Source organism: Allobosea sp. AAP35 (genome assembly GCF_001295925.1).
Taxonomy (GTDB): domain Bacteria; phylum Pseudomonadota; class Alphaproteobacteria; order Rhizobiales; family Beijerinckiaceae; genus Allobosea.
The window spans coordinates 54,528-78,171 of record NZ_LJHQ01000045.1 but is presented as its reverse complement, the minus strand read 5'-3'; the positions used below and the strand labels follow the sequence as shown (position 1 = coordinate 78,171).

The window sequence follows — 23,644 nt, the reverse complement described above, 5'->3', positions numbered from 1 at the left end:
CCTTACGTGTCGCAGGAACGCCAGGGGCCACGGCATGTTCCGTTCAGGCCGACCCAAGGAGAGCCGCGACGAAAGGTCTCTGGCGTCTCGAAGCCATGTCTATTAACTAGAACAAATAATGAACAAGGACGCCCTGCATGGCCCAACCGACCGTGATGGAGAAGCTCGAAATCCTCAGCGACGCGGCGAAATACGACGCCTCCTGCGCGTCGAGCAGCACGACCAAGCGCAATTCGCTGAAGGGCGGCATCGGCTCGACCACGGGCTCGGGCATCTGCCACTCCTACGCCCCCGATGGCCGCTGCATCTCGCTTCTGAAGATCCTGCTGACGAATTACTGCAGCTATGACTGCGTCTTCTGCATCAACCGCTCGTCGAGCAATGTCAGGAGGGCGCGCTTCACGGTGGAGGAGGTCGTCGACCTGACGCTGAGCTTCTACAAGCGCAACTATATCGAGGGGCTGTTTCTCTCCTCGGGCATCATCCGCTCGCCGGACTACACGATGGCGGAACTGGTGCGCGTCGCGCAGACGCTGCGCGAGGTCCATGGCTTTCGTGGCTACATCCATCTCAAGCTGATCCCGAGTGCCAATGCGGATCTGGTGGCGCAGGCGGGGCTTTATGCCGATCGCGTCTCGATCAATGTCGAATTGCCGAGCGAGGTCTCGCTGAAGCGCTTCGCGCCGGAAAAGCAGCCACGCGAGATCAGCGCCGCGATGGGCGGCCTGAAGCTGCGGATCGAGGAGGGCAAGGCCGAGCGCGCGAAATCGCGTCGCGCGCCGGCCTTCTCGCCCGCCGGCCAGAGCACCCAGATGATCGTCGGCGCCGACGGCGCAAGCGATGCCGCGATCCTGCAGCGAAGCGCCCAGCTCTATGGCTCGTTTGGTCTGCGGCGGGTGTATTATTCGGCCTTCAGCCCGATCCCCGATTCCAGCGCGCAGCTGCCGCTGGCCGAACCGCCGCTGATGCGCGAGCACCGGCTCTACCAGGCCGATTGGCTGACGCGGTTCTACGGCTTCGAGGTCGGCGAGATCCTCGATGACGGGGTGGGCGGCATGCTGGATCTCGCCATCGACCCCAAACTCGCCTGGGCGCTGCGCCATCGCGCGCGGTTTCCGGTGGACGTCAACCGCGCCGATCGCGAGACGCTGTTGCGGGTGCCGGGTCTGGGGACGAAAAGCGTCGGCAAGATCCTCGAGACGCGGCGCTTCCGGCGGCTCCGGCTGGAGGATGTCGGCAAGATCGCGCGTTCGATGACGACCCTGCGGCACTTCATTGTCGCCGAGGGCTGGCGGCCAGGCGCCGTGCTCGACAGCGAGCGGCTGAAGCAGCATCTGGCGCCCAGGCCACAGCAACTGGCGCTGCTGTGACGGATGCGTCCGGGCCCGTGCTGGCGCGGCTAGCCCATCCCGCCGATTTCGAGGGCTGGCGGCAGCAGGCGCGGGCGCTGGCGCTGGCGGGCGTTGCGCCCGCACAGATAGACTGGCGGATCGGCGACGCGGATGCCGGCCTGTTTGCCGATGCGGCCGTGCCGCTGCCCGAGCCGAAGCCCGGCATCGAACTGACCGTGCCGCGCGACTTTCCGGAGCTGGCGCGCCTGGTCGTCTGCCATCGCGATGCCGGCCGCTTCGACCTGCTCTATCGGCTGCTGCTCCGGCTCCAGAGCCAGCCCGCCTTGCTGCGGGTCCTGACCGACGACGATGTCCACAAGGCCAATGCGATGGCCAAGTCGGTACGCCGCGACCTGCACAAGATGACCGCCTTCGTGCGCTTCCGCCAGGTCGAGGGGCCCGACGGCGCCGAGGCCTTCGTCGCCTGGTTCGAGCCGGAGCATCATATCGTCGAGCGCGTCTCGCGCTTCTTCGTCGAGCGTTTCGCGTCGATGCGCTGGTCAATCCTCACCCCCTTGCGGTCGCTGCACTGGGACGGCGCGACGCTGCATATCGGGGAGGGGGCGAGCCGCGCGGACGCGCCCGACGACGATGCGATGGAGGCCTATTGGCGAACCTATTACGCCAATATCTTCAATCCGGCGCGGCTCAAGATCAAGGCGATGAAGGCCGAGATGCCGGAGAAATACTGGCGCAACCTGCCCGAGGCGCAGTTGATCGCACCGCTGATCGCCGCCGCCGGAAGACGTGCCGAGGCGATGGTGGCGAACCAGCCGACCCTGCCGTCGGAGCGGCATCTGCGGCAGGCGCAGCGCCAGCGCGACGAGGCGCTGCCTGGGCCGGAGGCCGGCGGAAGCTGGCAGGAGGCGAAGGCGGCCGCGCGCGATTGCGCGCGCTGCGGCCTGTGTCAGCACGCGACGCAGACGGTCTTCGGGGAGGGTCCGTTGTCGGCGCCGGTGATGTTCGTCGGCGAGCAGCCGGGTGACCAGGAGGATCTGGCGGGCAAGCCCTTCATCGGGCCGGCGGGTCAGGTCTTCGATCGAGTCATGGGCGAAGCCGGGCTCGACCGCAGCCGCGCCTATGTCACCAATGCGGTGAAGCACTTCAAGTTCACGGTGAAGGGCAAGCGGCGCATCCATGAGCGGCCGAATGCGGGGGAAATTTCGGCCTGCCGCTTCTGGCTCGGGCTGGAGCGCGATTTCGTCCGGCCGAAACTGGTGGTGGCGCTGGGCGCCACCGCGCTGAACGCTCTGACCGGGCATACCGGGTCACTGGCCTCGATGCGCGAACGCGATCTCGTGCTGGAGGACGGCGCCGCGCTCATCGCCACCGTCCACCCCTCCTATCTGCTGCGCCTGCCGGATGAGGCCGCGCGCGAACGCGAGACGGCGCGCTTCCGCGCCGATCTGGGACGCGTCGGGCTGCTGGTGCCGGAGATGGTGGCGGCTTAGGCGGTCCATTCCTCCGCGGGTCATCCCGGGCGACCGAAGGGAGACCCGGGATCCATTCCGGAACGCTTCAGGCATGGATCCCGGGTCGCGCTTCGCTTCGCCCGGGATGACGGCGTAGAGTTTCCGAAGAGTCCGGATGTCAGCCGTTGGAGCGATTGACCCGCCGTCCGCCGCGGTGTCCCTTCCGGACAGGACAACGAGGGTCGGCATGGATGTTCGAGGATCTGAAGGGCAAGCGCGTGCTGGTCACCGGCGCATCGTCGGGGCTGGGTGCGCATTTCGTGGCGCTGCTGGCGGGGCAGGGGGCGCATGTCGTCGCCGCCGCACGCCGGGTCGAGCGTCTGGAAGAGCTGGCGCAGGCCTGCGCGGCGCTGCCGGGCAAGGTCTTGCCGCTGGCGCTCGACGTCGCCTCGGTGCCCTCGATCCAGGCCGGCCTGGCTGAAGCCGCGCGGCTGCTGGGCGGGCTCGATGTGCTCGTCAACAATGCCGGCATCGGCGAGACGGAGGCCGCGATCTCCGTCACCGAAGCGCAATGGGACGCGCAGCTTAACGTCAATCTGAAGGGCTGCTTCTTCGCGGCGCAGGCGGCGGCGCAGGTGATGATGAAGCAGGAGGGCGGGGGCGCGATCGTCAACATCGCCTCGATCCTGGGCGAGCGGGTGACGGCGCGCGTCGTGCCCTATGCCATCTCCAAGGCCGGGCTGATCCAGATGACCAAGGGGCTGGCGCTGGAATGGGCGCGCCATGGCATCCGGGTCAACGCGCTGGCGCCGGGCTATGTCGTCACCGACATCAACCGCGATTTCTTCGAAAGCGAAGCCGGCGAGGCGCTGAAGAAGCGGGTTCCCGCCCGCCGCATCGGCGATCCCGCCGATCTCGACGGGCCGCTGCTGCTGCTCTGCTCGGAGTCGGGGCGCCACATGACCGGGGCGGTGGTCGCCGTGGATGGCGGGCATCTGGTGAGCGGGTTGTAAGTTTGCGCGTCATGCTCGGGCGAAGACCCGAGCATCTCCGGCCGGAGATGATCCTGCCAGAGATTCTCGGGTCTGCGCTTCGCTGCGCCCGAGAATGACGGCGCGATTACCGCATGATCTCCTTCAGCCGCAGCAGCGAAATCCGCTCGACCTGCCCCAGCGCCGTCTCGAACTCGACTTCGGGCGTGCTCTGCAGCCGCGTCTCGAAAGCGGCCAGGATAGCGTCCTTGCTGGCGCCGGCCACCGCCATGATGAAGGGGATGCCGAAGCGGGCCTTGTAGGCGTCATTCAGCGCCATGAAGCGGGCGCGTTCGGTGGCGGTCAGCCGGTCGAGCCCGGCGGAGGCCTGCTCGCCGATCGATTCCTCGGTCATCTCGCCAGCCGCCGCGAGCTTGCCGGCGAGGTCGGGATGGCCGAGCAGCAGCGCCTGCAGCGTCTCGCGCGGGGCGGCGCGCATGACCTTGACCATCGCCGCATGCAGCGTCTCGGCATCATCATGGGCGGCGGTGATGCCGGCGTCGAAGGCGGCTTCGGAGACCCAGGGCGCGTTCTCCCAGATCCGCCCGAAGACCTCGACGAACAGCGCTTTGGGTACGGTTGAGGGCCGGTAGCCGCCCGCCGGCGGGTGGTGGCGGATCCAGTGGCGGGCGATGTCGAGCCGGGTCGCGATCCAGACTTGGCTGTGGCTCTGGACATAATCGAGGAAGCGCGCCAGCGCTGCGGCGCGGCCGGGCCGGCCGACGAGGCGGCAATGCAGCCCGATCGACATCATCTTCGGGGCGGTTTCGCCTTCGGCATAGAGCAGGTCGAACGTGTCCTTGAGATAGGCGTAGAACTGGTCGCCGCTGTTGAAGCCCTGCGGCGTGGCGAAGCGCATGTCGTTGGCGTCGAGCGTGTAGGGCACGACGAGCTGCGGCCCCTTGGGGCCGGACAGCCAATAGGGCAGCTCGTCGGCATAGCTGTCGGCGGTGTAGAGGAAGCCGCCTTCCTCCATCATCAGCGGCGTCGTGTTCCCCGAACAGCGCCCCTGGTAGAAGCCGAGCGGACGCTCGCCGGTGATCTCGCGCTGGATGCGAACTGCTTCCGCGATGTCGGCGGCTTCACGCTCGGCGGGGATGTCGCGGTAATCGATCCATTTCAGGCCGTGGGTGGCGATCTCCCAGCCAGCCTCCTGCATCGAGGCGGCGATCTCGGGATAGCGCTGCAGCGCGCTCGCGACCGCGAAGACGGTGACCGGCATGGCGCGCTCCGTGAACATCCGCCACAGCCGCCAGTAGCCGGCGCGCGAGCCGAATTCATAGATCGACTCCATGTTCATGTGGCGCTGGCCGGGCCAGGGCGCGGCGCCGACGATCTCGGAGAGGAAGGCTTCTGAAGCCGCATCCCCATGCAGGATGTTGTTCTCCCCGCCCTCCTCGTAATTGATCACGAACTGCACGGCGATGCGGGCCTTCCCCGGCCAGCGCGGATGCGGCGGGGTGCGGCCATAGCCCTTCAGGTCGCGCGGATAGGCAGTGTTGGTCATGGCGGACGGCGCTCGCAAAGTGATTCAGCTGAGAGAGATAAACGTCTGACGGTGAAGGCAAGTTACGGGCCGTCATTCTCGGGCGGAGCGAAGCGCAGACCCGAGAAGCTCTGGCCCGAGATGCTCGCGTCAAGCCCGAGCATGACGACGGCTGTCAACTTCCGCGATAGGTCGTGTAGCCATAGGGCGAGCAGTTGAGCGGGACGTGCCAGTGCCGGCTTGTGTCGGCGATGCCGAAGCGCACCGTGACCGTCTCCAGAAAGGCGGGCTCGGGCAGGGGCACGCCGCGGCCGCGAAAATAGGGGCCGATGGCGAAGTCGATCTCGTAGAGGCCGGGCTGCGTCGCCTCGGGCGTCAGTAATGGCGCGTCGGTGCGGCCATCGGCATTGGTCACGGTGGTCGCAAGAGTTTCGGTCTTGCCGTCCGCGATGCGGCGCAGCGTGATCGACACGCCCGCGGCCGGGACGCCGCCATGGGTGTCGAGGATATGCGTCGTCAACCCGGCCATCTCGGTCCCTTTCGATCTGCAGTCTACAGCCCTCATCCTGAGGAGCAGCCTTCAGGCTGCGTCTCGAAGGATGAGCGCTGTGGGACTTGGCAGGGCCGCTCAGCGGTTTCGGTCTGCGCATGCTTGCCTGCCGCTCTAACCCAACCGTAACCTGCGGTCCGGCGAAGTCCATCGCCGGACCTGACGGGAATCCCAGCCGCGATGCTCGATGCCTATCTGATGGAATGGGGCGGCATGCTGCTGCGCTGGCTGCATGTGATCACAGCCATCGCCTGGATCGGCTCGTCCTTTTTCTTCATTCATCTCGACGCCTCGCTGCGCCCCGCCGCTGACATCCCGCCGGGCGAGGGGGGGCGGGCGTGGCAGGTGCATGGCGGCGGCTTCTACGAGATGCGCAAATACCTCGTCGCGCCTGCGGTGATGCCGGTCGAGCTGACCTGGCACAAATGGCAGGCCTATTGGACCTGGATCTCGGGCTTTTTCCTTCTGGTCTGGGTCTATTACGCGCAGTCCGAGCTTTATCTGATCGACCCGGCGGTGATGCAGTTGTCGCCTCTGGCGGCTGGAGCGATCGGCATCGCCGCGCTGGTCTTCGGCTGGCTGTTCTACGACTGGCTCTGCCGCTCGGCGCTGGGCCGCAACGATGTCGTGCTCGGCCTGCTCGGCTTTTCCTATGTCGTGGCGGCGAGCTGGGCTTTCGCCTCGGTGTTCTCGGGGCGCGGCGCACTGATCCATACTGGCGCGCTGATGGCGACGATCATGACCGCCAATGTCTTCTTCAACATCATGCCCGGCCAGCGGAAGGTCATCGCGGCGCTGAGCGCCGGCGAGAAGCCCGATCCGAAATACGGCAAGGCGGCCAAGCAGCGCTCGCTGCACAACAATTACATCACCCTGCCGGTGCTGTTCCTGATGCTGTCGAACCACTACCCCGTGACCTATGCCAATTCGGCGGTGATCCCGGTGCTGGTGGCTCTGATCATCGTGGCGGGCGCGCTGATCCGGCATTTCTTCAATGTCCGCCACGCCGACCATGCGAAATCGCCCTGGTGGACCTGGGCGGTCGCGCTGGTGGCGCTCTGGCTCGCCTTCTGGGTGGCGATGGCGTCCTCGCCGGGCGGGCGCGAGCGGCTGGGCCTGTCGCCGTTGCCTGCCTCGAAGCCGGTGATGCTGGCCGGGCTGCAGGCGCCGCCGGAGGCGGTCGCCACCATCGTCACCGGGCGCTGCGCCATGTGCCATGCACCCGAGCCGACCTGGCCCGGCATCCAGATTCCGCCCAAGGGCGTGCTGCTGCATGAGCCGGAGTTCATTGCTGCGCAGGCCCGCGCGATCCGGGTCCAAGCGGTCATGACGCATGCGATGCCGCCCAATAATCTGTCGGGCATGACGACGGACGAGCGCCGTGTGCTGGCCGCGTGGCTGAGTAACAGCCGCTGATACGACCGTCGCCGTAGCCTTCGTTGACGTGGCTTGCGGCGGCGATCACCTTTTCGTGATTCCATTCAGTTTCAGTTCACGTGCCCACCGGCATGGTCCCGGCAACGACAGGGTGGAGGCTGTCTCCGAATCCGGAGACGTCCAAGCCTGAGGGGACCGGGGGGTCCGCTTGAACACGCTTCTGAAGAAGGGCGCCGGCTATCCGCTGGCCGCCATTGCCTTCATCTGTGTCTGGACGGTGCTGTGCTGGCCCTGGTTGTCGGGCGCGGTCACGATTCCCTTCGACGCCAAGGCGCATTTCCAGGCGCAGATCCAGTTTCTGGCGCAGGCGCTGCATTCGGGTCAGTCGCCGTTCTGGACGCATAATGTCTTCGGCGGTTCGCCGCAGGTCGCCGACCCCCAGTCGCTGATCTTCTCGCCCGCGATCATCCTCGCGCTGCTCTCGCCCTCGCCGAGCTTCCGCGCGGTCGATGCCTATGTGCTGGCGCATCTGCTGGCGGGTGGGCTCGCGCTGATGATGTTCTTCCGCGACCGCAACTGGCATCCGGCCGGCGGGCTGATGGCGGCGATCGTCTTCGCCTTCGGCGCCTCGGCCGCCTGGCGGGTGCAGCATGTCGGCCAGATCGCCAGCCTTGCCTTCTTCGCCACCGCCTTCTGGCTGACGGCGCGCATGCTGCAGCGATCTTCTGCGGGGGCAGGCGCGTTGGCCGGCCTCGCCGCCGGGCTGATGATGGTCGAGCCCGACCAGGTCGCGCTGCTCGGCGCCTATGTGCTGATCGGCATGGTGGTGGCGCACTGGCTCGTGGGCGGCTGGGCCGCCTTCCGCGCCAGCCTGGTGCCTGGCGCTGTCGCGGCGCTGGCCGGCCTGGCCGTGATCGCCTTGCCCTTGCTGTGGACCTGGCTCTTTGCGGAAGCCACGACCCGGCCGGCTGTCGATCTGGTCGAGGCCGGGCGGGGCTCGCTGCATCCGGCCTCGCTGCTGACGGCCTTCGTCGCCGATCTCTTCGGCGCGCAGGACCCCAAAGTCGAATTCTGGGGGCCCTACAGCCCGAGCTGGAATGCCAAGGAACTGTTTTTGTCCCAGAACATGGGGCAGGTCTATTTCGGGGCTCTGCCGGTTCTGCTGCTGGTCGTGCCGGGGTTGAGCCGCGGCTGGCTCTGGGACCGGGGCATCCGCAGCCTGACCATTCTGTTTGCGCTGATGGCCGTGTTCGCGATTGGCCGCTACACGCCCGCCTTCGCGTTTTTCTACCATCACCTGCCGGGCGTGAATGCCTTTCGCCGGCCGGCCGACGCCACTTTCCTGATCGGCGCCCTGGGCGCCGTCCTGGCCGGATATGTGCTGCACCGGCTGTTCACCGAAGCCTCCATCAGGCTGACGAAACGGGACCTGTTCTGGGCGGGGGGCCTGTTTGCCGTCCTTGCGGCCGCCGTATTGGTGGTCTCGGTCGAGAACGATCGGCTGGCGGCGGCATGGCGACCCGTGGCCTTCGCCGGGCTTTGGTTCGGATTGGGCCTGGCTTTGCTCCAGGGCCTGCGCCACATGCGCGGCGGGCTGGGCCCGCTCGTGGCAGCGACGCTGGTCACCGGCGTCGTCGCGGCCGATCTCGGTGTCAATAACGGGCCCAATGAATCGACGGCGCTGGCGCCCGAGATCTATGACGTGCTGCTTCCCGAGACGCGCAACGAAACCGTGCAGGTGCTGAAGCAACTGACCGCCCAGCCCGCCGGCTCGCCGCGGCGCGATCGGGTCGAACTGCTGGGGCTGGGCTTCGAATGGCCCAATGCCGGCATGGTCCATGGCTTCGACCATACGCTCGGCTACAACCCGCTGCGGCTGGCTGATTTCTCGGATGCGGTCGGCACGCGCGATTCCATCGCCGGGCCCGACCAGCGCAAGTTCACGCCGCTGTTTCCCTCCTATCGGTGCCGGCTCGCGAACCTGCTGGGGCTGCGATACATCGCATCGCCCGTGCCGATCGAACAGGTCGATCATGCCTTGCGGGATGGCGATCTGCGGCTGATCGCGCGCACGAAGCAGGGTTATGTCTACGAGAACCCGCGGGCCCTGCCGCGGGTGCAGTTCGTCGGCGGCTGGGCGTTCGCCGATTTCGACGGCATGAAGCAAAGCGGCCGCTGGCCTGAGGTCGATCCGCAGCAGGCTGTGCTGCTTGAGGTCGACCCGCCCCTGGCCATGCCAGAAGGACCGTCCCCGACACGGGCCGATATTCGATTGAGCCGCTACGAGAACACCGAGATCGAGATCGAGGTCACGACTGCGACAGCCGGCTTCGTCGTGCTCAACGACATCTGGCATCCCTGGTGGCGGGCCACGGTCGACGGGGTCGAGACCGAGATCCTCAAGGCGAATGTGCTGTTTCGCGCCGTCCAGGTGCCGGCCGGCACCCACAAGGTGCGTTTCAGCTTCAACCCGGTCGAGGGCGCGCTGGCCGAACTGCGCGAGCGAATCAGCCCGACGCCGGTCGAGGAGGGTGATGATCTGCTGCCCCTGCCGCCTCTGCGCGAGGATCCGCTGGTGGCGGAAAGCTCGCGCCTGCTTCCCTCCATGCTGTCAGGGCCTTCGCAGCAGGTGCGCGACTCGCTGCGTCTCGGCCCCGCGCCGATGACGGCCGTGAGCGAGATGGTGTCATCGGCTCAGGCGCACTGAGCGCACCGTCCCGGAGCGGACGGCCGGAATTGTCCGCCGCCTGAAACGCTCAGGCGCCGGTGTCGGCCACAAGACCCGCCGCCGCGATGCCGCTGAGTGCTGCCGCCTCGTCATTGTCGGAGGTGTCGCCGGAAATGCCGACGGCGCCGAGCAAGGTGCCTGCCGCATCGCGGATCAGGACGCCGCCGGGTACCGGCACGAGCGAGCCGCCGACCGCATGGGTCGCCGCCTCGACGAAATAAGGCCGCTCCAGCGCCATCTTGTGCAGCGCCCGCGAGCCGATGCCCATCGCCACCGCACCATGGGCCTTGCCGAGCGCGATCTCGGCCCGCTTCAGGCTGGTCCCGTCCTGCGCGGCGAGGAGCTTCTGTGCGCCGCGAGCATCCAAAATGGCGATGACGAGCGGCTTGAAGCCGGCCCCATCGGCATGAGCGAGGGTGGCGGCAAGGATGGCCTGGGCCTGGACGAGGGTCAGCATGGACATAAAGCTCCGATCGATCGTTCGATCAGCGCTTGTGACAGCCCGCAGCGCGCGGCGAAAGGGCCGGTCCGCGCGGCGGCTCGCAGACGACCTCGTGCGTAGCCGGTCCGAGCACAAAGTTTTACGCAAAAAGGGCCCGCCGTCTTGAACTTATCATCTCAAGAGTCGTTGATGGGAGTCCCAACGTAAGGAGAAAATCGTCATGGGTCTGTTCAGTTTCATCAAGGAAGCCGGAGCCAAGATCTTCGGCTCGAGCGCCGCCAAGGCCGCCACGGCCGAGGAGTTGCAGAAGGAGCTGGCGGGCCACGGGCTGCCGTCCGACGTCGCGATCTCGATCGACGGCGACAAGGTCAAGGTGTCCGGCAAGGCCGTGTCGACCGAGGAGGCCGAGAAGATCATCCTCGCGCTCGGCAACACCATCGGCGTGGCCTCGGTCGAGTCCGAGCTCGCCGTGACCAAGGAGGTCGCGGCTGCGGTGTTCTATACGGTGAAGAAGGGCGACACGCTCTGGAAGATCGCCGAAGAGCATTACGGCAAGGGGCAGGGCGCGAAATACACCGAAATCGTCAAGGCCAATACGCCGCCGGTCAAGGATCCTGACTTGATCCAGCCGGGTTGGGTGCTGCGCATTCCGCCGAAGGCCTGAACCGCCATCGCATTCTGAACATGAATGAGCCGCGTCCGCCAGGACGCGGCTTTTTTTCGGCGTCGCGTCGGGAATTGACGCGTCGCGCTGACTGCGCCCGCAGCCGGCGCTTGACGGAATTGGTTGCGTCGGCAACGATCCGTCTTGACGTTGAGCGAGCGTGCATGGGGAGTCTAAACGCCGTCGCCGAACATGCTATCATCGACCAAAGCATCGCGGATGCGTTCGCCCTCTCGGGCGTGGCGCGCCTTAGAACAATCGCAGAAGCGAGATCCTTGGAGGGACGCCATGACATTCGATCGCCGTCGATTCCTGACACTGGCCGGTTCGGCCGTGGCCATGCCGGCCGTGCTGCGCGCCACGCGCGCCGATGCGCAGGAGGTGACGCTGAAGATGCATCACTTCCTGCCGCCGGTCGCGGTGGGCCATGCGCGATTCCTGAAGCCCTGGGCCGACAAGGTCGCCGCCGAATCGAACGGGCGCATCAAGATCGACATCTTCCCCTCGATGCAGCTCGGCGGCACGCCGCCGCAGCTGTTCGACCAGGCGCGCGACGGCGTGGCCGACATCGTCTGGACGCTGCCGGGCTATACGCCGGGCCGCTTTACGGGGCTAGAGGCGTTCGAGCTGCCCTTCGTCGCCAACAAGCGGGCGCTGCCGAACTCGCTGGCGCTCACCGAATACGCCCAGCAGAACCTGAAGGACGAGCTCAAGGACGTTCATCCGATCTGCCTTTGGACGCATGATCACGGCCTGATCCATGCCAACAAGCAGGTGAAGACGATGGAAGACCTCAAGGGTCTGAAGCTGCGCTTCCCGACGCGGCTGGCCGGCGAGGCGCTGAAGGCGCTGGGTGCCAACGCGATCGGCATGCCGGTGCCGCAGGTGCCGGAATCGCTGGCGCAGCGCGTCATCGACGGCGCCGTCATCCCCTGGGAGGTCGTGCCCTCGGTGAAGGTGCAGGAGCTGGTCAAGTTCCACACCGAGATTCCGGGCTCGCCGACCTTCTATGTCGCGACCTTCATCCTGGCGATGAACAAGGCGAAATATGCGGCGCTGGCGCCCGATCTGCAGGCGATCATCGATCGCAATTCCGGTGCGGCCGCGGCCGGCATGGCCGGCAAGGTCTGGGACGAGCAGGCGGTTGCCGTCTCCGACATGGTCCGCAAGCGCGGCAACACCATCACCGTGCTTGAGGAGGCGGAGGCTGCGCGCTGGCGCAAGACCACCGAGCCCGTGATCGAGACCTGGCTGAAGACGACCAAGGAGAAGGGGCTGAACGGCGAGAAGTTGCTGGCCGATGCGCGGGCGGCCCTCGCCAAGCACGAGAAGGCGGCCTGACGGACACGATGGCGCGGCAGCAGGGTGAGGACAGCGCGCCGTCGGGCTTCGACCGGGCAGTGCAAGGGATTGCCCTGCTCGGCGGCGCGCTGCTGATCGCGCTTTCGGTCGTCGTCGTCATCAGCGTGACGCTGCGCAGCGATCTCGTGGGAGCTGCCGGGGTGCCCGGCGATTTCGAACTGGTGCAGATGGCCACCGCGCTTGCCGCCTTCTGCTTTCTGCCCTGGTGCCAGCTGCGGCGCGGCAACATCTTCGTCGATACCTTCACGCTGAAACTGCCCGTTGTGTGGCAGCGCCGGATCGATGCGGGCTGGGACATCGTCTATGCGCTGGTGATGGCGCTGGTTGCCTGGCGGCTTTCGGTTGGCGCGGCCGCCGCCTTCTCCACCGGCGAGAACACCATGGTGCTGCAGATCCCGAGCTACCTGCCGATCGGGCTCTGCTCGGCGCTCGCGGCTTTGGTCGCGGCCTGTGCCGTCGTCAGCGCAGCGCGGCTTTTGAGGGCGCCCGCGTGAGCGGTTTTGCGATCGCCGCCACCGGTTTTGCGGTCATGCTGGCGCTGATGGCGCTGCGCCTGCCGATTGGGCTGGCGATGATGCTGGTCGGCGGTGTCGGCTACATCCAGCTCAACGGGCTCGATCCGTTCCTGAACTATATCCGCACCACGCCTTACCAGATCTTCGCCAACTACACGCTATCGGTGATCCCGCTCTTCGTGCTGATGGGCGCCTTCGCCGAGCGTTCCGGGCTGGCGGGCGATCTGTTCAAGGCGGCATCGGCGATCGTCGGGCATCGGCGCGGCGGGCTTGGCATGGCGGTGATCGGAGCCTGCACCGGCTTTGGCGCGATCTGCGGCTCGGCGGTTGCGACAACCGCGACCTTTTCGCGCGCGGCGCTGCCGGAACTGCGGCGCTACCGCTACGATCCGGGCTTTTCCTGCGGGGTGGTGGCGGTCGGCGGCACGCTCGGCATCCTGATCCCGCCCTCCGTCATCCTCGTCGTCTACGCGATCTCGACCGAGCAGAACATCGCCAAGCTGTTCAAGGCGGCGCTGATCCCCGGGCTGATGGCGGCGGTGTTCTACTGCGTCACAATCGCGCTGATGACGCGGCGCCATCCCGAGTGGGGTCCGGCCCAGCCGCGTGTCGCTTGGCGCGACCGCATCCGTCCGCTGCTGGGCGTCGTTCCGGCGCTGATCGTCGCGATCATCGTGGTCGGCGGCATCTATGGCGGCGTGTTCACGCCCACGGAGGGGGCGTCGGTCGGAGCCTTCGTCATGCTGCTGATCGGCGTGCTGCGCGGCACGCTCTGGCTATCAGGCATCGGGCAGGCGATCCTGCAGACGGCCGAGACCTCGGCGATGATCTTCGCGATCCTGCTTGGCGCCGAGGTCTTCAACGCCTTCCTCGCCCTGACGCAGGTGCCCACCGCCGCCGCAGAGATGATCGCGGCGGCCGGATATGCACCCTACACCGTCCTGATCGGCTTGCTGGCGATCTATATCCTGCTGGGCGCTGTCATGGACGAACTGGCCATGATCCTGCTGACGCTGCCGGTGTTCTTCCCGATCGTGATGGCGCTCGATTTCGGCATGCCCGCCGACGATGTCGCGATCTGGTTCGGCATCCTCGTGCTGATCGTCGTCGGCATCGGCATGACCTGCCCGCCGATCGGGCTCAACGTCTTCGTCGTCGCCTCGCTGGCGCGCGACGTGCCGATCACCCGGATCTATCGCGGCGTTCTGCCCTTCGTCGCCGCCGACATTCTCCGGCTCGGCATCATGGTGGCATTTCCGGCGCTCACGCTTTATCTGGTGAAGCTGCTGGAGTGAGACTGCGGAGCCGCTGCCTTGACCGTGAATGATCTCGACATCGACGACATCAAGACCGGGCTGTCCGACGGCTCGATCCTCCTCGTCGATGTGCGCGAGCCGCATGAATTCGCCGCCGGACATATTCCGGGCTCGGTGTCGCGCCCGCTCTCGCGCTTCGACCCCGCCGACCTGCCCAACGAGCCCGGCAAGCGGATCGTCCTCTCATGCGCCGCCGGGGTGCGGTCGCTGCGGGCGATGGAGTTCGCGCAGTCGGCCGGGCTCGACGTCGACAGCCATTATCTCGGCGGCTTCCGGGATTGGGTGATGCAGGGCGAGCCTGTCGCAACCTGAGCGCGACCCGATCCTTCGCCTTGCGCCCGGCGCATCGCGGCACGCCATTTGCCGGGGCTGACGCAACTTCGATCCTGTTCCAGTCTTTCGTTCGACCTCTTCTGAAGGATACCGACCATGCGCCCCATGAAATTCGGATTTGGCCAGCCGGTGCGCCGGGTCGAGGACCAGCGCCTGACGACCGGCACGGGTCGCTACACCGATGACACGGCCGTCGAAGGCGCGCTGCATGCCTTCGTCCTGCGCTCGCAATATGCCCATGCCACCTTCACCATCCGCGACAAGCAGGCGGCGCGCGCGATGAAGGGGGTCAAGCTGATCCTGACCGGCGAGGATGTCGCCCATCTCGGCGATCTGCCCTGCAAGGGCCTGATCAAGACGGTCTCGGGCGAGCCGGTGACGCCGCTGCCCGTGCCCGTGCTGCCGATGAACATCGTGCGCCACGTCGGCGAGGCGGTGGCCTTCATCGTCGCGGAGACGCTGGACCAGGCTCGCGACGCCGCCGAGGCGATCGAGATCGAGTGGGAGAGCCTGCCTTCGGTCACCGGCATCGAGGAGGCGCTTGACCCCAAGGCGCCGCAGATCTGGCCGGACCGGCCGGGCAATGTCGCGTTCGAAGGGCAGCAGGGCGACAAGGCAAAGACCGACGCCGCCTTCGCCGGGGCCGACCGCACGGTTTCGGTCACGATCGTCAACAACCGGCTCGCCTCCAACTATATGGAAACGCGCGCCTGCATCGCAGAATATGACAAGCCGACGCAGCGCTGGACCTTGACGCTCGGCAGCCAGGGCAGCCACGGCACGCGCGACATCCTCGCCAAGAGCATCCTGAAGGTCGATCCTTCGCGCATCCGTGTGGTGACGCCCGATGTCGGCGGCGGTTTCGGCACCAAGATCTTCATGTACCGCGAATACCCGCTGACGATGGTCGCGGCCGAGAAGCTGAAGCGCCCGGTGCGCTGGGTGGCGGACCGGACGGAGCATTTCCTGGCCGACACCCATGGCCGCGCCAATCTCGCCACCGCCACGATGGCGCTGGACAAGCGCGGCAAGTTCATCGGCCTCAAGGTCGATCTGGCGGCTGAGATGGGCGCCTATCTCTCGCAATATGGGCCCTTCATCCCCTGGGTCGGCACGACGATGACGCCGGGCTGCTACAGCATCCCCGCCGTGCATGTGCGCTTCCGCGGCGTGCTGACCAACACCATGGCGGTCGATGCCTATCGCGGCGCCGGCCGGCCGGAGGCTGCCTATCTGATCGAGCGGCTGGTCGATGCCATTGCACGCGAGACGGGCAAGACGCCCGATGCGGTGCGTGCGCTCAACTTCGTCAAGCCGACCGAGATGCCGCACAAGACGCAGACCGGGCCCGTCTATGACTCCGGCGAGTTCGAGGGGCATATGCGCCGCGCCATGGAGGTGGCGGATTGGAACGGCTTCAAGGCCCGGCTGAAGGCCGCCAACAAGGCTGGCAAGATCCGCGGCATCGGCATGGCGAGCTATATTGAGGCCTGCGGCGGCGGCGGGCCGGAAAGCTCGACGGTGATCCTGGAGAAGGACGGCATGGTCACCGTTCTGATCGGCACGCAGTCGAACGGGCAGGGCCATGAGACCGCCTATTCGCAGCTCGTCTCGCAGCATCTCGACATTCCGATGGACCGCATCCGCGTGATCCAGGGCGACACCGACAAGGTCGAGACCGGCTCGGGCACCGGCGGCTCGCGCTCGATTCCGGTCGGCGGCGCGGCGCTCGACAAGGCCACCGCGATCCTGTCGGACAATCTGAAGCAGCTCGCCTCCGAGAAACTCGAGGCCGGCATCGGCGATCTCGAGATCGTCGATGGGGCGGTCCGCGTCGTCGGCACCGACAAGGCGCTCGACCTCGCTGCCATCGCCGCGCTGCCGGGCGCGACGACGGCGATGCTGCGCGTTCATCAGAGCTGGCAGCCGCCGGAGGCGACCTATCCGAACGGCACCCATGTCTGCGAGCTCGAAGTCGATCCGCAGACGGGCGCGACCGAGATCGTCAACTATGTCGTGGTCGACGATTTCGGCATGACGCTGAACCCGATCATGCTGCAGGGCCAGGTCCATGGCGGCGCGGCGCAGGGCATCGGCCAGGCGTTGATGGAGGAGATCAAGTTCGATTCGTCGGGCCAGATGCTGACGGCGACCTTCATGGATTATGCGCTGCCGCGCGCCATCGACATCCCCAACTTCCATTTCGAGACGCGCAATGTGCGCTGCGTCACGAATGCGCTGGGTGTGAAGGGCGCGGGCGAGGCCGGTGCGATCGGGGCCTGCCCGGCGGTGATGAACGCAATGGTCGATGCGCTCGACCGGGCTGCGGGCATCAAGGCGATCGACATGCCGGCGACGCCGCTCAAGGTGTTCAACGCGCTGAAGGAGGCGGGGTATCGGCTCTGACGCAAGGGTAGCCTTGCGTCGCCGCAAGACTGCTCACGCGAATGGCACTTGGCGCCGACGTTGGGATCGGTTGATCTGGAATGGTTCCAATCGGCGCCACTCCGGCGACCGAACTCTTAGGGAAGCGCCATGATCCGCACCATCGCTGTCGCCGCCGTTCTGGGACTGGGCATCACCGCCGTCCTCGCCCAGTCCGACCCGATCACCGAACGCCGCAACGCGATGAAAGCCGTCGGTGGAGCCACGCGCGACGGCGCGGCGATCGCCAAGGGCGAGGCGCCGTTCGAGGCGGCGAAGGCCCAGGCCATCGCCAAGGTCTATATCGACGCGGCCAAGAAGGTGCCGGGTCTCTATCCCGACAGCGCCAAGACCGGCGGCGAAACCACGGCCGCTCCGAAGATCTGGGAAGATCAGGCCGGCTTCAAAGCCGCCTTCGTCAAATTCGAGACGGACGCCGCTGCCGTCGGCGCTGCGACGGACCTGGCCGGCTTCCGCACGGCCTTCGGCAACGTCACCAAGAACTGCGGCTCCTGCCACGAGGTCTATCGCATCAAGAAGTGAGTGCGGCTGCGCATGTCGCCGCTCGGCATGATGGCGAGCGGACGGCCTCCGGGGGGCGTCCGCCCGCATGCGGCCGGGCGGGAGCTTTCCAGTGCGGGATGCGTTATCAACGTATCCATCGCGCGGCTGATCCGCGCCTGATCGACGCCTCGGGGAAGAACTGACATGCTGCGTCTGCGCCGTCTGCTGGTCACCCTCCTCCTGTTGGCGACCGTCGCATTCGCTGGCTTTTATGTCCTCACCGATCCGCGCATCGTCTCGCCGTCTCCGGAGATCGGAACGCTGGGCACGCCCGATCTCGACAATGGCAGGCTGCTGTTTGCGGCGGGCGGCTGCGCTTCCTGTCACGCCACGCCCAACCAGGACGACAAGCTCAGACTCGGCGGTGGTCTGGCGCTGGGTTCGCCCTTCGGCACCTTCCATGCCCCCAACATTTCGCCGCATACGCGCGACGGCATCGGCAATTGGGGTGTGCAGGATTTTGTCGATGCGATGGCGGCGGGCGTCTCGCCGCAGGGGCAGCACTATTATCCGGCTTTTCCCTATACCTCCTATCGCCTGATGCCGCCCAAGGCGCTCGCCGATCTCCTGGCCTATATCCGCACGCTCAACCCCGTCGAGGGCCGGGCGCCGGCGCATGAGTTGCCGTTCCCGTTCAACATCCGCCGCATCGTCGGCGGCTGGAAGCTTCTGTTCTTCGAAGGCGCGTCCTTCGTGCCCGATCCCACGAAGAGCGAGGAGTGGAATCGCGGGGCCTATCTGGTGAACGGGCCGGGACACTGCGCCGAATGCCACTCCAACCGCAATGCGCTGGGCGCCATCGTCCAGGCGACGCGCTTTGCCGGCGGGCCTGATCCCGAGGGCAGGGGCTTCGTGCCCAACATCACCCAGGCTGATAGCGGGCTCGCCAAGTGGTCAAAGGCCGAGATCGCCGAACTGCTCAAGAGCGGTTTCACGCCCGAATACGACAGCGTCGGCGGCACGATGGCGGCGGTGGTGCGCAACACGGCGCAACTGCCCGAGGCCGACCGCCAGGCGATGGCGGAGTATCTGAAGTCGCTCCCGGCGGTGCAGGGCCCGGCGAGGCCGGTGAAGGTGGGCGGGTGAGAGTACACACCGCGCGGCTGACACTCACGTTATGGTTCGTGCCATGAAGCCGGGCTTGTCGGCAGGCGCTGCTCAGGGTCGATGACGGAAACCCGGGCGTCGCCCGCGCCGGCGTTCCATCGCCAAAGGGCGACGCAGCGGCCACCGGGCGACATGAATGAGGGGTAGATCACGCCGTCCCACCCCGCCGTCTCGATATTTTCTGCCACAATATGGGTCGCGGGCTCTCGTCCGGCGTCGAGTTCGGCGCGCCAGGCGATGCGATGGATGTCGGGCGCCGCGCCTGCTGCCTCCAGGGCTTCCGGAAGGGTCAGATCGAAGAGCCGAACCCGTTGGACCTCAAGCTGCGCAATCAAAGCGGGATGCTGCACGAAGCCCTGGTTGTATTCCGCCCAGGCGCTTGAAAGTTCGCAGGCGGCATAGAGGCAAGGGCGGCCCATCCGGTTCCAGCGACCGCCGAAACGCGCCGCGCCTACGCCCGACAGCGGCAGGTAAGACCAGCGCGGGACGTAGGCGCGCCACAGAACCAGGTTCGCGGCTTCGCCGGGTTCAGGAATAGACACCCGCGCGGACCGATTCGAGATAATCGAGAACCCGGTCGCTCTTGCGCTCGCGCACCAGATCCAAAGCGGTCTTGCCGCCCCATCCTGGCAGGGGCTGATGCTTGAACCAGATCGCGGCGCGGCCCTCGTCGCCGGCCATTTCGGCGGCCATGGCGATGATCCGAACCAGCGGGCTCAGGGCCGCGTCGACCTTGCGCAAGCCTGATTTGGCCGTCAGCGTCGTGCGGGCGACACCAATCATCGCCGCGATCTCGGTCAGCGGCAGACCGAGTTTCTCCGAGACGCGTCGCGCCGAGAGATAGGGCTGTCCGGTTTCGCGGAAGCTGGCTGCGCTCAGCTCAAAGGCCGCCGACATGTCGCAAATCCTGCAGGGGGTGATCAATCCGTGTCCAATATGCGCCGCACTTCGGCGCTCTGCAAGGTGGAGCCGGCGGCTGTCCGTCACCTTACGGAATCAGCCGCTCCGCCCGCAGCTGCGCGAACAGATCGAAGAAGGCGTCGTCGGTCGGCTGGTAGCCGGTGAAGCCGAGCCTCCGGCTCTTGCCCATGTCCGTCACCACCTCGATCGGCCGGCCGAGATCGGCATCGGTGTGCCAGGGCGAGGCCAGCCGCGCCAGATCCGGCTCGACCAGCCTTTCGCGGGTCGCGATCTCGCGCCAGAGCGGTGCGTCGTCGGCCATCTGCGTTTCCAGCGGCAGGACCGTGCCGTCGAAATCCGCGGCGTCGAGCTCGAACCAGCGCGCGATCTGGCCCCACATCCAGCTCCAGCGAAACACGTCGCCATTCACGACGTTGAAGGCCTGGTCGCGGGCGGCGGGGGTCGTGGCGGCCCACAGCATGTGCTGCGCCAGGAGCCGCGCATCGGTCATGTCGGTCAGGCCGTTCCACTGCATGGCCGAGCCCGGAAAACGGAACGGGCGCCCGGTCTCGCGGCAGAGCGTGGCATAGACCGCCAGCGTCGTGCCCATGTTCATCGCATTGCCGACGGCCCGGCCGATGACGGTGTGGGGGCGGTGGACGCTCCAGTGAAATCCGTCCCGCGCCGCCGCGGCGAAGACCTCGTCCTCCTGGGCGTAGTAAAAATTCTCGACGTCGAGACGACCCTGCTCCTCGCGGAAGGGGGTCTGCGGCAGCACGCCTTTGCCATAGGCCTCAAACGGGCCGAGGTAGTGCTTGAGGCCCGTCACGAGCCCGACATGCTGGACGCTGCCGGCCGGGCGCAGGGCCTCGAGCATATTGCGGACCATCGCGCCGTTGACGCGGATGTTTTCGGCTTCGGTGGCCTGGCGCGACCAGGTCGTGATGAAGACGCGTTCCGGCGCGTGGCCTTCGAGAGCGGCAGCCAGCGAGGCAGGGTCGGACAGATCGGCTGCGACAGCCGCGACGCCGTCCTGCGGGGTGGGGCGCCGGGCGAGGCCAAGCACCTGATGCCCCTGCGATGCCAGCAAGGCCGATATCGCACTGCCGACGATCCCGCTCGATCCCACCACCAAAGCTGTATGAGGCATATCGTTCTCCTGTCCGATCAGCCTCAACTGGTCACGGTTGCCCTCAGGGGCAATGGTGCGCTGCCGAAGAGACGCAGGATGGGAGGTTCATGCAGAGCTTCCGGCCCTACTCCATCACCGCCGCCTTGAGGATGCAGACCATCATGGCGGTGCCAGGCGTCGATCCGACGCAGCGGACGACATGGCGGCGGTCGCAGCGGTAGCGCAGGGTTTCGCCCGCCTTGGCGCGCTGGATGATGTCGCCGACCTCGACCTCGAACTCGCCCGAGGTGACCGAGAGCGATTCGATCGAGCCGCGCTGGTGGCCTTCTGAGTCCAGTTCGCCGCCGGGCTCGGACTGGACATCGTACCATTGCAGCCATTCGACGGTCTTGATCCAGCCGACGATGGCGAGCTTCAGCTTGCCGTCCTCCGAGACGAGGATCGGGGTGTCGGCGCGCGCGGTCTTGTCGATGAAGGGCTCTTCCTCACCGCTGGAGAGCACGCGCTCGATCGAGATGTCGAGTGCCTGCGACAGCCGCCAGATCGTCGCCAGCGTCGGGTTGGTCTCGTTGCGCTCGATCTGGCTGATGATCGACTTGGCGACGCCCGACTGCTCGGCGAGCTCCGACAGCGAGAAGTTGTACGCCTTGCGCAGGCGCTGGATCGTCTTGCCGAGCTGGCCCGAGATGACGTGAGCCCCGGATTCGAACTCGCGTCCGCCACGCTCTTTCGTCTCGATACCCATGCTGTCTGGCCTGCCTCACCTGCTGGATCGTTTGCACAAGCGAACGATTGTTTGTCCTGGCGGACAATGCCCGTTGCAGCCGCGAGGGGCAAGCCGCAGCCGCGCGCGGAGCCCCGATGGGCACGCATGTCGCGTTCAGGTCGAGCGTGTCGAACTGATCTCGCGCTGTTCGCGCTTCAACAGGCCCAGCCGCTGCTCGCGCAGGATGACGTAGATTCCCGATGCGATGACGATCGCCGCCCCGATCAGGATGGTCGAGACCGGCCATTCCCCGAAGACGAACCAGCCGATCAGCACGGCCCAGATCATGGTCGAGTATTCGAAGGGCGCGATCAGCGAGGCGTCGCCGAAGCGATAGGCCTGGACCAGGAGAATCTGGCCGAAGCCGCCGAGGACACCGATCGCCACCAGCATGGCAGCCTCCGTCAGGTCCGGCATGCGCCAGCCGAAGGCGAGCGTGATCAGGCCGAGCGCGCTGGTCAGCAGCATGAAATAGAACACGATCGCCCCGGTCGGCTCAGTCTTGGTCAGGAGACGCACCTCGATCGAGGCAAAGGCCGAGCAGAAGGCGCCGGCCAGGCCGAGTGCGGCGCCCAGCGCCGGCCCGCCCTGCAACCCTTGCGACAGGGTTCCGCCGGAGAGATGCGGCGAGAGCATGATCAGTACGCCGACGAAGCCGACCGTGACCGCGCTCCAGCGATAGATCCGCACGCGCTCCTTCAGCACGAGCGCCGCCAGTACGACGACGCCGAGCGGCGCGGCGTAGCCGAGCGCCACCGCATCCGAGAGCGGCAGGAACTGCAGCGCCGCGAAGCCGCAGAACATGCCGGTCGAGCCGATGACGCCGCGCTTCATGTGGCCGCGCAGATTGCGCGTCTTGAGCGCGCCCGGGAGTTCGGAGCGCCAGGCGAGCCAGATCAACAGGGGAATCAGCGCGAAGAAGGAGCGGAAGAAGACCAGTTCCCCGGTCGGATACTGCGCCGACATATGCTTGATGCCGGCCGACATCAGCGTGAAGGACAGCGCCGAGAGCAGTTTCAGGCTGATGCCGAGGAGAGGGGACAAGGGACCGGCGCGGTGGGAGGAGCAAAGGGCGGCGGTGCCGCCGTATCGCGGTTAGACCATGCCGGGCCGAGGCCTCAAAGCGCCAAGCCTGCAACCCCGCCACGCGGCGGGCGGGCGCGTGGCTCGTTTTCTTCGCAACGGTTCCCTCAGCCCTCATCCTTCGAGACGCCGCTTCGCGGCTCCTCAGGATGAGGGCTGAGGGGTAAGAAACCGCTGGCCTCAGAAGCTGCCGCGGAACGCGCCGCCGTCGATCAGCAGGTTCTGGCCGGTGATGTAGCCGGCATGGGCGCTGGCGAGGAAGGCGCAGAGCTTGCCGAACTCGTCGGCCTCACCGAAACGGCCGGCGGGCACGTCCTTGCGGCGCTCCTCTGCCATCTGGTCGACACTCATGCCCTCGTTGGCCGCCATCTTCGACAGGCCGCTCTTCAGCCGGTCCGTGTCGAAACTGCCCGGCAGGATGTTGTTGATCGTGACATTGGCATGGGCGACCTCGCGGGCGACGCCCGCCAGGAAGGCGGTCAGACCGGCGCGCGCCGCCGATGACACGTCGAGACCCGGCAGCGGCGTCAGCACGCTCGCCGAGGTGATGTTGATGATTCGCCCGAAGCGGCGCGCGATCATGCCGTCGACCACGGCCTGAACCAGTTCGAGCGGCGTCGCCATGTTCTGGACGACACCCTCCACCAATGCCTCGCGAGAGACATCGCGAAACGGTTTGGGCGGAGGCCCGCCATTGTTGTTCACCAGAATGTCGGGCTGCGGCGCGGCGGCGAGCAGGGCCTCCTGCCCGGCGCGGGTCGAGACGTCGGCGACGACGGTGAGGACCGTCGCGCCGGTGGTGGCACGAATCTGGCTCGCCGTCGCCTCGAGGGTCGTGCCGTCGCGGCCATTGATCACGACGGTGCAACCGGCCTCGGCCAGCGCCTGCGCGCAGCCACGGCCAAGTCCTTTGCTGGAGGCGCAGATAATGGCCGTGCGGCCGGAAATTCCCAAATCCATGGCATTTCTCCAAAGGCTTCGTGCCTTGAACCGCAGACAGACCACGGATCGTCAGCGCCGTCATCAAAGCGCAACGCAAATCAGACACATGCCGGACGCAT

Annotated in this window: 22 protein-coding genes; 13 read left to right on the top strand and 9 right to left on the bottom strand. The window is 66.8% G+C overall.

The annotated features are described in order from the left end of the window. The first annotated feature begins 137 nt into the window (after nucleotides 1-137). From IP69_RS15495 to IP69_RS15485, 3 genes are all read left to right on the top strand, one after another. A complete protein-coding gene (locus tag IP69_RS15495; protein ID WP_054143731.1) occupies nucleotides 138-1,370 on the top strand; it encodes a putative DNA modification/repair radical SAM protein in 1,233 nt (410 codons plus the stop codon). Continuing rightward, nucleotides 1,367-2,842, top strand: a complete 1,476-nt coding sequence (locus tag IP69_RS15490) for a UdgX family uracil-DNA binding protein (RefSeq protein ID WP_248306853.1) — start codon at nucleotides 1,367-1,369, stop codon at nucleotides 2,840-2,842. The genes IP69_RS15495 and IP69_RS15490 overlap by 4 nt, the downstream gene beginning before the upstream one ends. A 212-nt stretch (nucleotides 2,843-3,054) precedes the next feature. Further along, nucleotides 3,055-3,816, top strand: a complete 762-nt coding sequence (locus IP69_RS15485; RefSeq protein WP_054143730.1) for an SDR family oxidoreductase — start codon at nucleotides 3,055-3,057, stop codon at nucleotides 3,814-3,816. Nucleotides 3,817-3,922: 106 nt separating this feature from the next. On the opposite strand, the gene puuE is transcribed toward IP69_RS15485, so the two are convergent. Both puuE and uraH read right to left on the bottom strand, forming a co-directional pair. Next, entirely contained in the window at nucleotides 3,923-5,341 is a 1,419-nt protein-coding gene (puuE, locus tag IP69_RS15480) for an allantoinase PuuE (RefSeq protein ID WP_054143729.1), read from the bottom strand. A 154-nt stretch (nucleotides 5,342-5,495) separates the two neighbouring features. Next, nucleotides 5,496-5,849 (bottom strand): hydroxyisourate hydrolase, encoded by a 354-nt coding sequence (gene uraH / locus IP69_RS15475; protein WP_054143728.1) that lies wholly within the window; start codon nucleotides 5,847-5,849, stop codon nucleotides 5,496-5,498. Nucleotides 5,850-6,050: 201 nt separating this feature from the next. Here uraH and IP69_RS15470 point away from each other — a divergent pair, with 201 nt between their 5' ends. Together IP69_RS15470 and IP69_RS15465 are read left to right on the top strand one after the other, a co-directional pair. Then, nucleotides 6,051-7,286 carry a urate hydroxylase PuuD gene (locus tag IP69_RS15470; RefSeq protein WP_054143727.1) on the top strand — a complete coding sequence of 412 codons (1,236 nt, stop codon included), beginning with the start codon at nucleotides 6,051-6,053 and terminating at the stop codon, nucleotides 7,284-7,286. A gap of 169 nt (nucleotides 7,287-7,455) precedes the next feature. Further along, complete coding sequence (locus tag IP69_RS15465) at nucleotides 7,456-9,954, top strand: hypothetical protein (RefSeq protein ID WP_054143726.1); 2,499 nt, start codon at nucleotides 7,456-7,458, stop codon at nucleotides 9,952-9,954. A 49-nt stretch (nucleotides 9,955-10,003) separates the two neighbouring features. Here the strand turns inward: IP69_RS15465 and IP69_RS15460 are convergent, their stop codons facing one another. Beyond that, complete coding sequence (locus IP69_RS15460) at nucleotides 10,004-10,438, bottom strand: heme-binding protein (RefSeq protein WP_054143725.1); 435 nt, start codon at nucleotides 10,436-10,438, stop codon at nucleotides 10,004-10,006. Nucleotides 10,439-10,637: 199 nt separating this feature from the next. Here IP69_RS15460 and lysM point away from each other — a divergent pair, with 199 nt between their 5' ends. The 8 genes from lysM (at nucleotide 10,638) to IP69_RS15420 (ending at nucleotide 18,681) form a co-directional block, all read left to right on the top strand. Continuing rightward, nucleotides 10,638-11,081 carry a peptidoglycan-binding protein LysM gene (lysM, locus tag IP69_RS15455; RefSeq protein WP_054143724.1) on the top strand — a complete coding sequence of 148 codons (444 nt, stop codon included), beginning with the start codon at nucleotides 10,638-10,640 and terminating at the stop codon, nucleotides 11,079-11,081. 288 nt (nucleotides 11,082-11,369) lie between these two features. Continuing rightward, complete coding sequence (locus tag IP69_RS15450) at nucleotides 11,370-12,422, top strand: TRAP transporter substrate-binding protein (protein ID WP_054143723.1); 1,053 nt, start codon at nucleotides 11,370-11,372, stop codon at nucleotides 12,420-12,422. An 8-nt stretch (nucleotides 12,423-12,430) separates the two neighbouring features. Continuing rightward, a complete protein-coding gene (locus tag IP69_RS15445; protein ID WP_054143722.1) occupies nucleotides 12,431-12,937 on the top strand; it encodes a TRAP transporter small permease subunit in 507 nt (168 codons plus the stop codon). Beyond that, complete coding sequence (locus tag IP69_RS15440; RefSeq protein WP_248306852.1) at nucleotides 12,934-14,253, top strand: TRAP transporter large permease; 1,320 nt, start codon at nucleotides 12,934-12,936, stop codon at nucleotides 14,251-14,253. Before IP69_RS15445 ends, IP69_RS15440 begins: the two co-directional genes overlap by 4 nt. A gap of 18 nt (nucleotides 14,254-14,271) precedes the next feature. Further along, nucleotides 14,272-14,586, top strand: a complete 315-nt coding sequence (locus IP69_RS15435; RefSeq protein ID WP_054143721.1) for a rhodanese-like domain-containing protein — start codon at nucleotides 14,272-14,274, stop codon at nucleotides 14,584-14,586. Nucleotides 14,587-14,703: 117 nt separating this feature from the next. Beyond that, a complete protein-coding gene (locus tag IP69_RS15430; protein WP_054143720.1) occupies nucleotides 14,704-17,013 on the top strand; it encodes a xanthine dehydrogenase family protein molybdopterin-binding subunit in 2,310 nt (769 codons plus the stop codon). Nucleotides 17,014-17,142: 129 nt separating this feature from the next. Then, entirely contained in the window at nucleotides 17,143-17,574 is a 432-nt protein-coding gene (locus tag IP69_RS15425) for a cytochrome c (protein ID WP_054143719.1), read from the top strand. Between the two features lie 165 nt (nucleotides 17,575-17,739). Beyond that, nucleotides 17,740-18,681, top strand: a complete 942-nt coding sequence (locus IP69_RS15420; protein ID WP_054143718.1) for a cytochrome c — start codon at nucleotides 17,740-17,742, stop codon at nucleotides 18,679-18,681. A gap of 29 nt (nucleotides 18,682-18,710) precedes the next feature. On the opposite strand, the gene IP69_RS15415 is transcribed toward IP69_RS15420, so the two are convergent. From IP69_RS15415 to IP69_RS15390, 6 genes are all read right to left on the bottom strand, one after another. Further along, nucleotides 18,711-19,244 (bottom strand): RES domain-containing protein, encoded by a 534-nt coding sequence (locus IP69_RS15415; protein WP_248306851.1) that lies wholly within the window; start codon nucleotides 19,242-19,244, stop codon nucleotides 18,711-18,713. Beyond that, nucleotides 19,231-19,599, bottom strand: a complete 369-nt coding sequence (locus IP69_RS15410; protein WP_054143717.1) for an antitoxin Xre/MbcA/ParS toxin-binding domain-containing protein — start codon at nucleotides 19,597-19,599, stop codon at nucleotides 19,231-19,233. Before IP69_RS15410 ends, IP69_RS15415 begins: the two co-directional genes overlap by 14 nt. Nucleotides 19,600-19,690: 91 nt before the next feature. Further along, nucleotides 19,691-20,752 carry an SDR family oxidoreductase gene (locus tag IP69_RS15405; RefSeq protein ID WP_054143760.1) on the bottom strand — a complete coding sequence of 354 codons (1,062 nt, stop codon included), beginning with the start codon at nucleotides 20,750-20,752 and terminating at the stop codon, nucleotides 19,691-19,693. A 106-nt stretch (nucleotides 20,753-20,858) separates the two neighbouring features. Then, nucleotides 20,859-21,479 carry an XRE family transcriptional regulator gene (locus tag IP69_RS15400; protein WP_054143716.1) on the bottom strand — a complete coding sequence of 207 codons (621 nt, stop codon included), beginning with the start codon at nucleotides 21,477-21,479 and terminating at the stop codon, nucleotides 20,859-20,861. A 135-nt stretch (nucleotides 21,480-21,614) separates the two neighbouring features. After that, on the bottom strand, nucleotides 21,615-22,544 hold the full coding sequence (locus IP69_RS15395) for a DMT family transporter (protein WP_054143715.1): 930 nt from the start codon (nucleotides 22,542-22,544) through the stop codon (nucleotides 21,615-21,617). A 219-nt stretch (nucleotides 22,545-22,763) separates the two neighbouring features. Further along, a complete protein-coding gene (locus IP69_RS15390) occupies nucleotides 22,764-23,543 on the bottom strand; it encodes an SDR family oxidoreductase (RefSeq protein WP_054143714.1) in 780 nt (259 codons plus the stop codon). Between the last annotated feature and the right edge of the window lie 101 nt (nucleotides 23,544-23,644).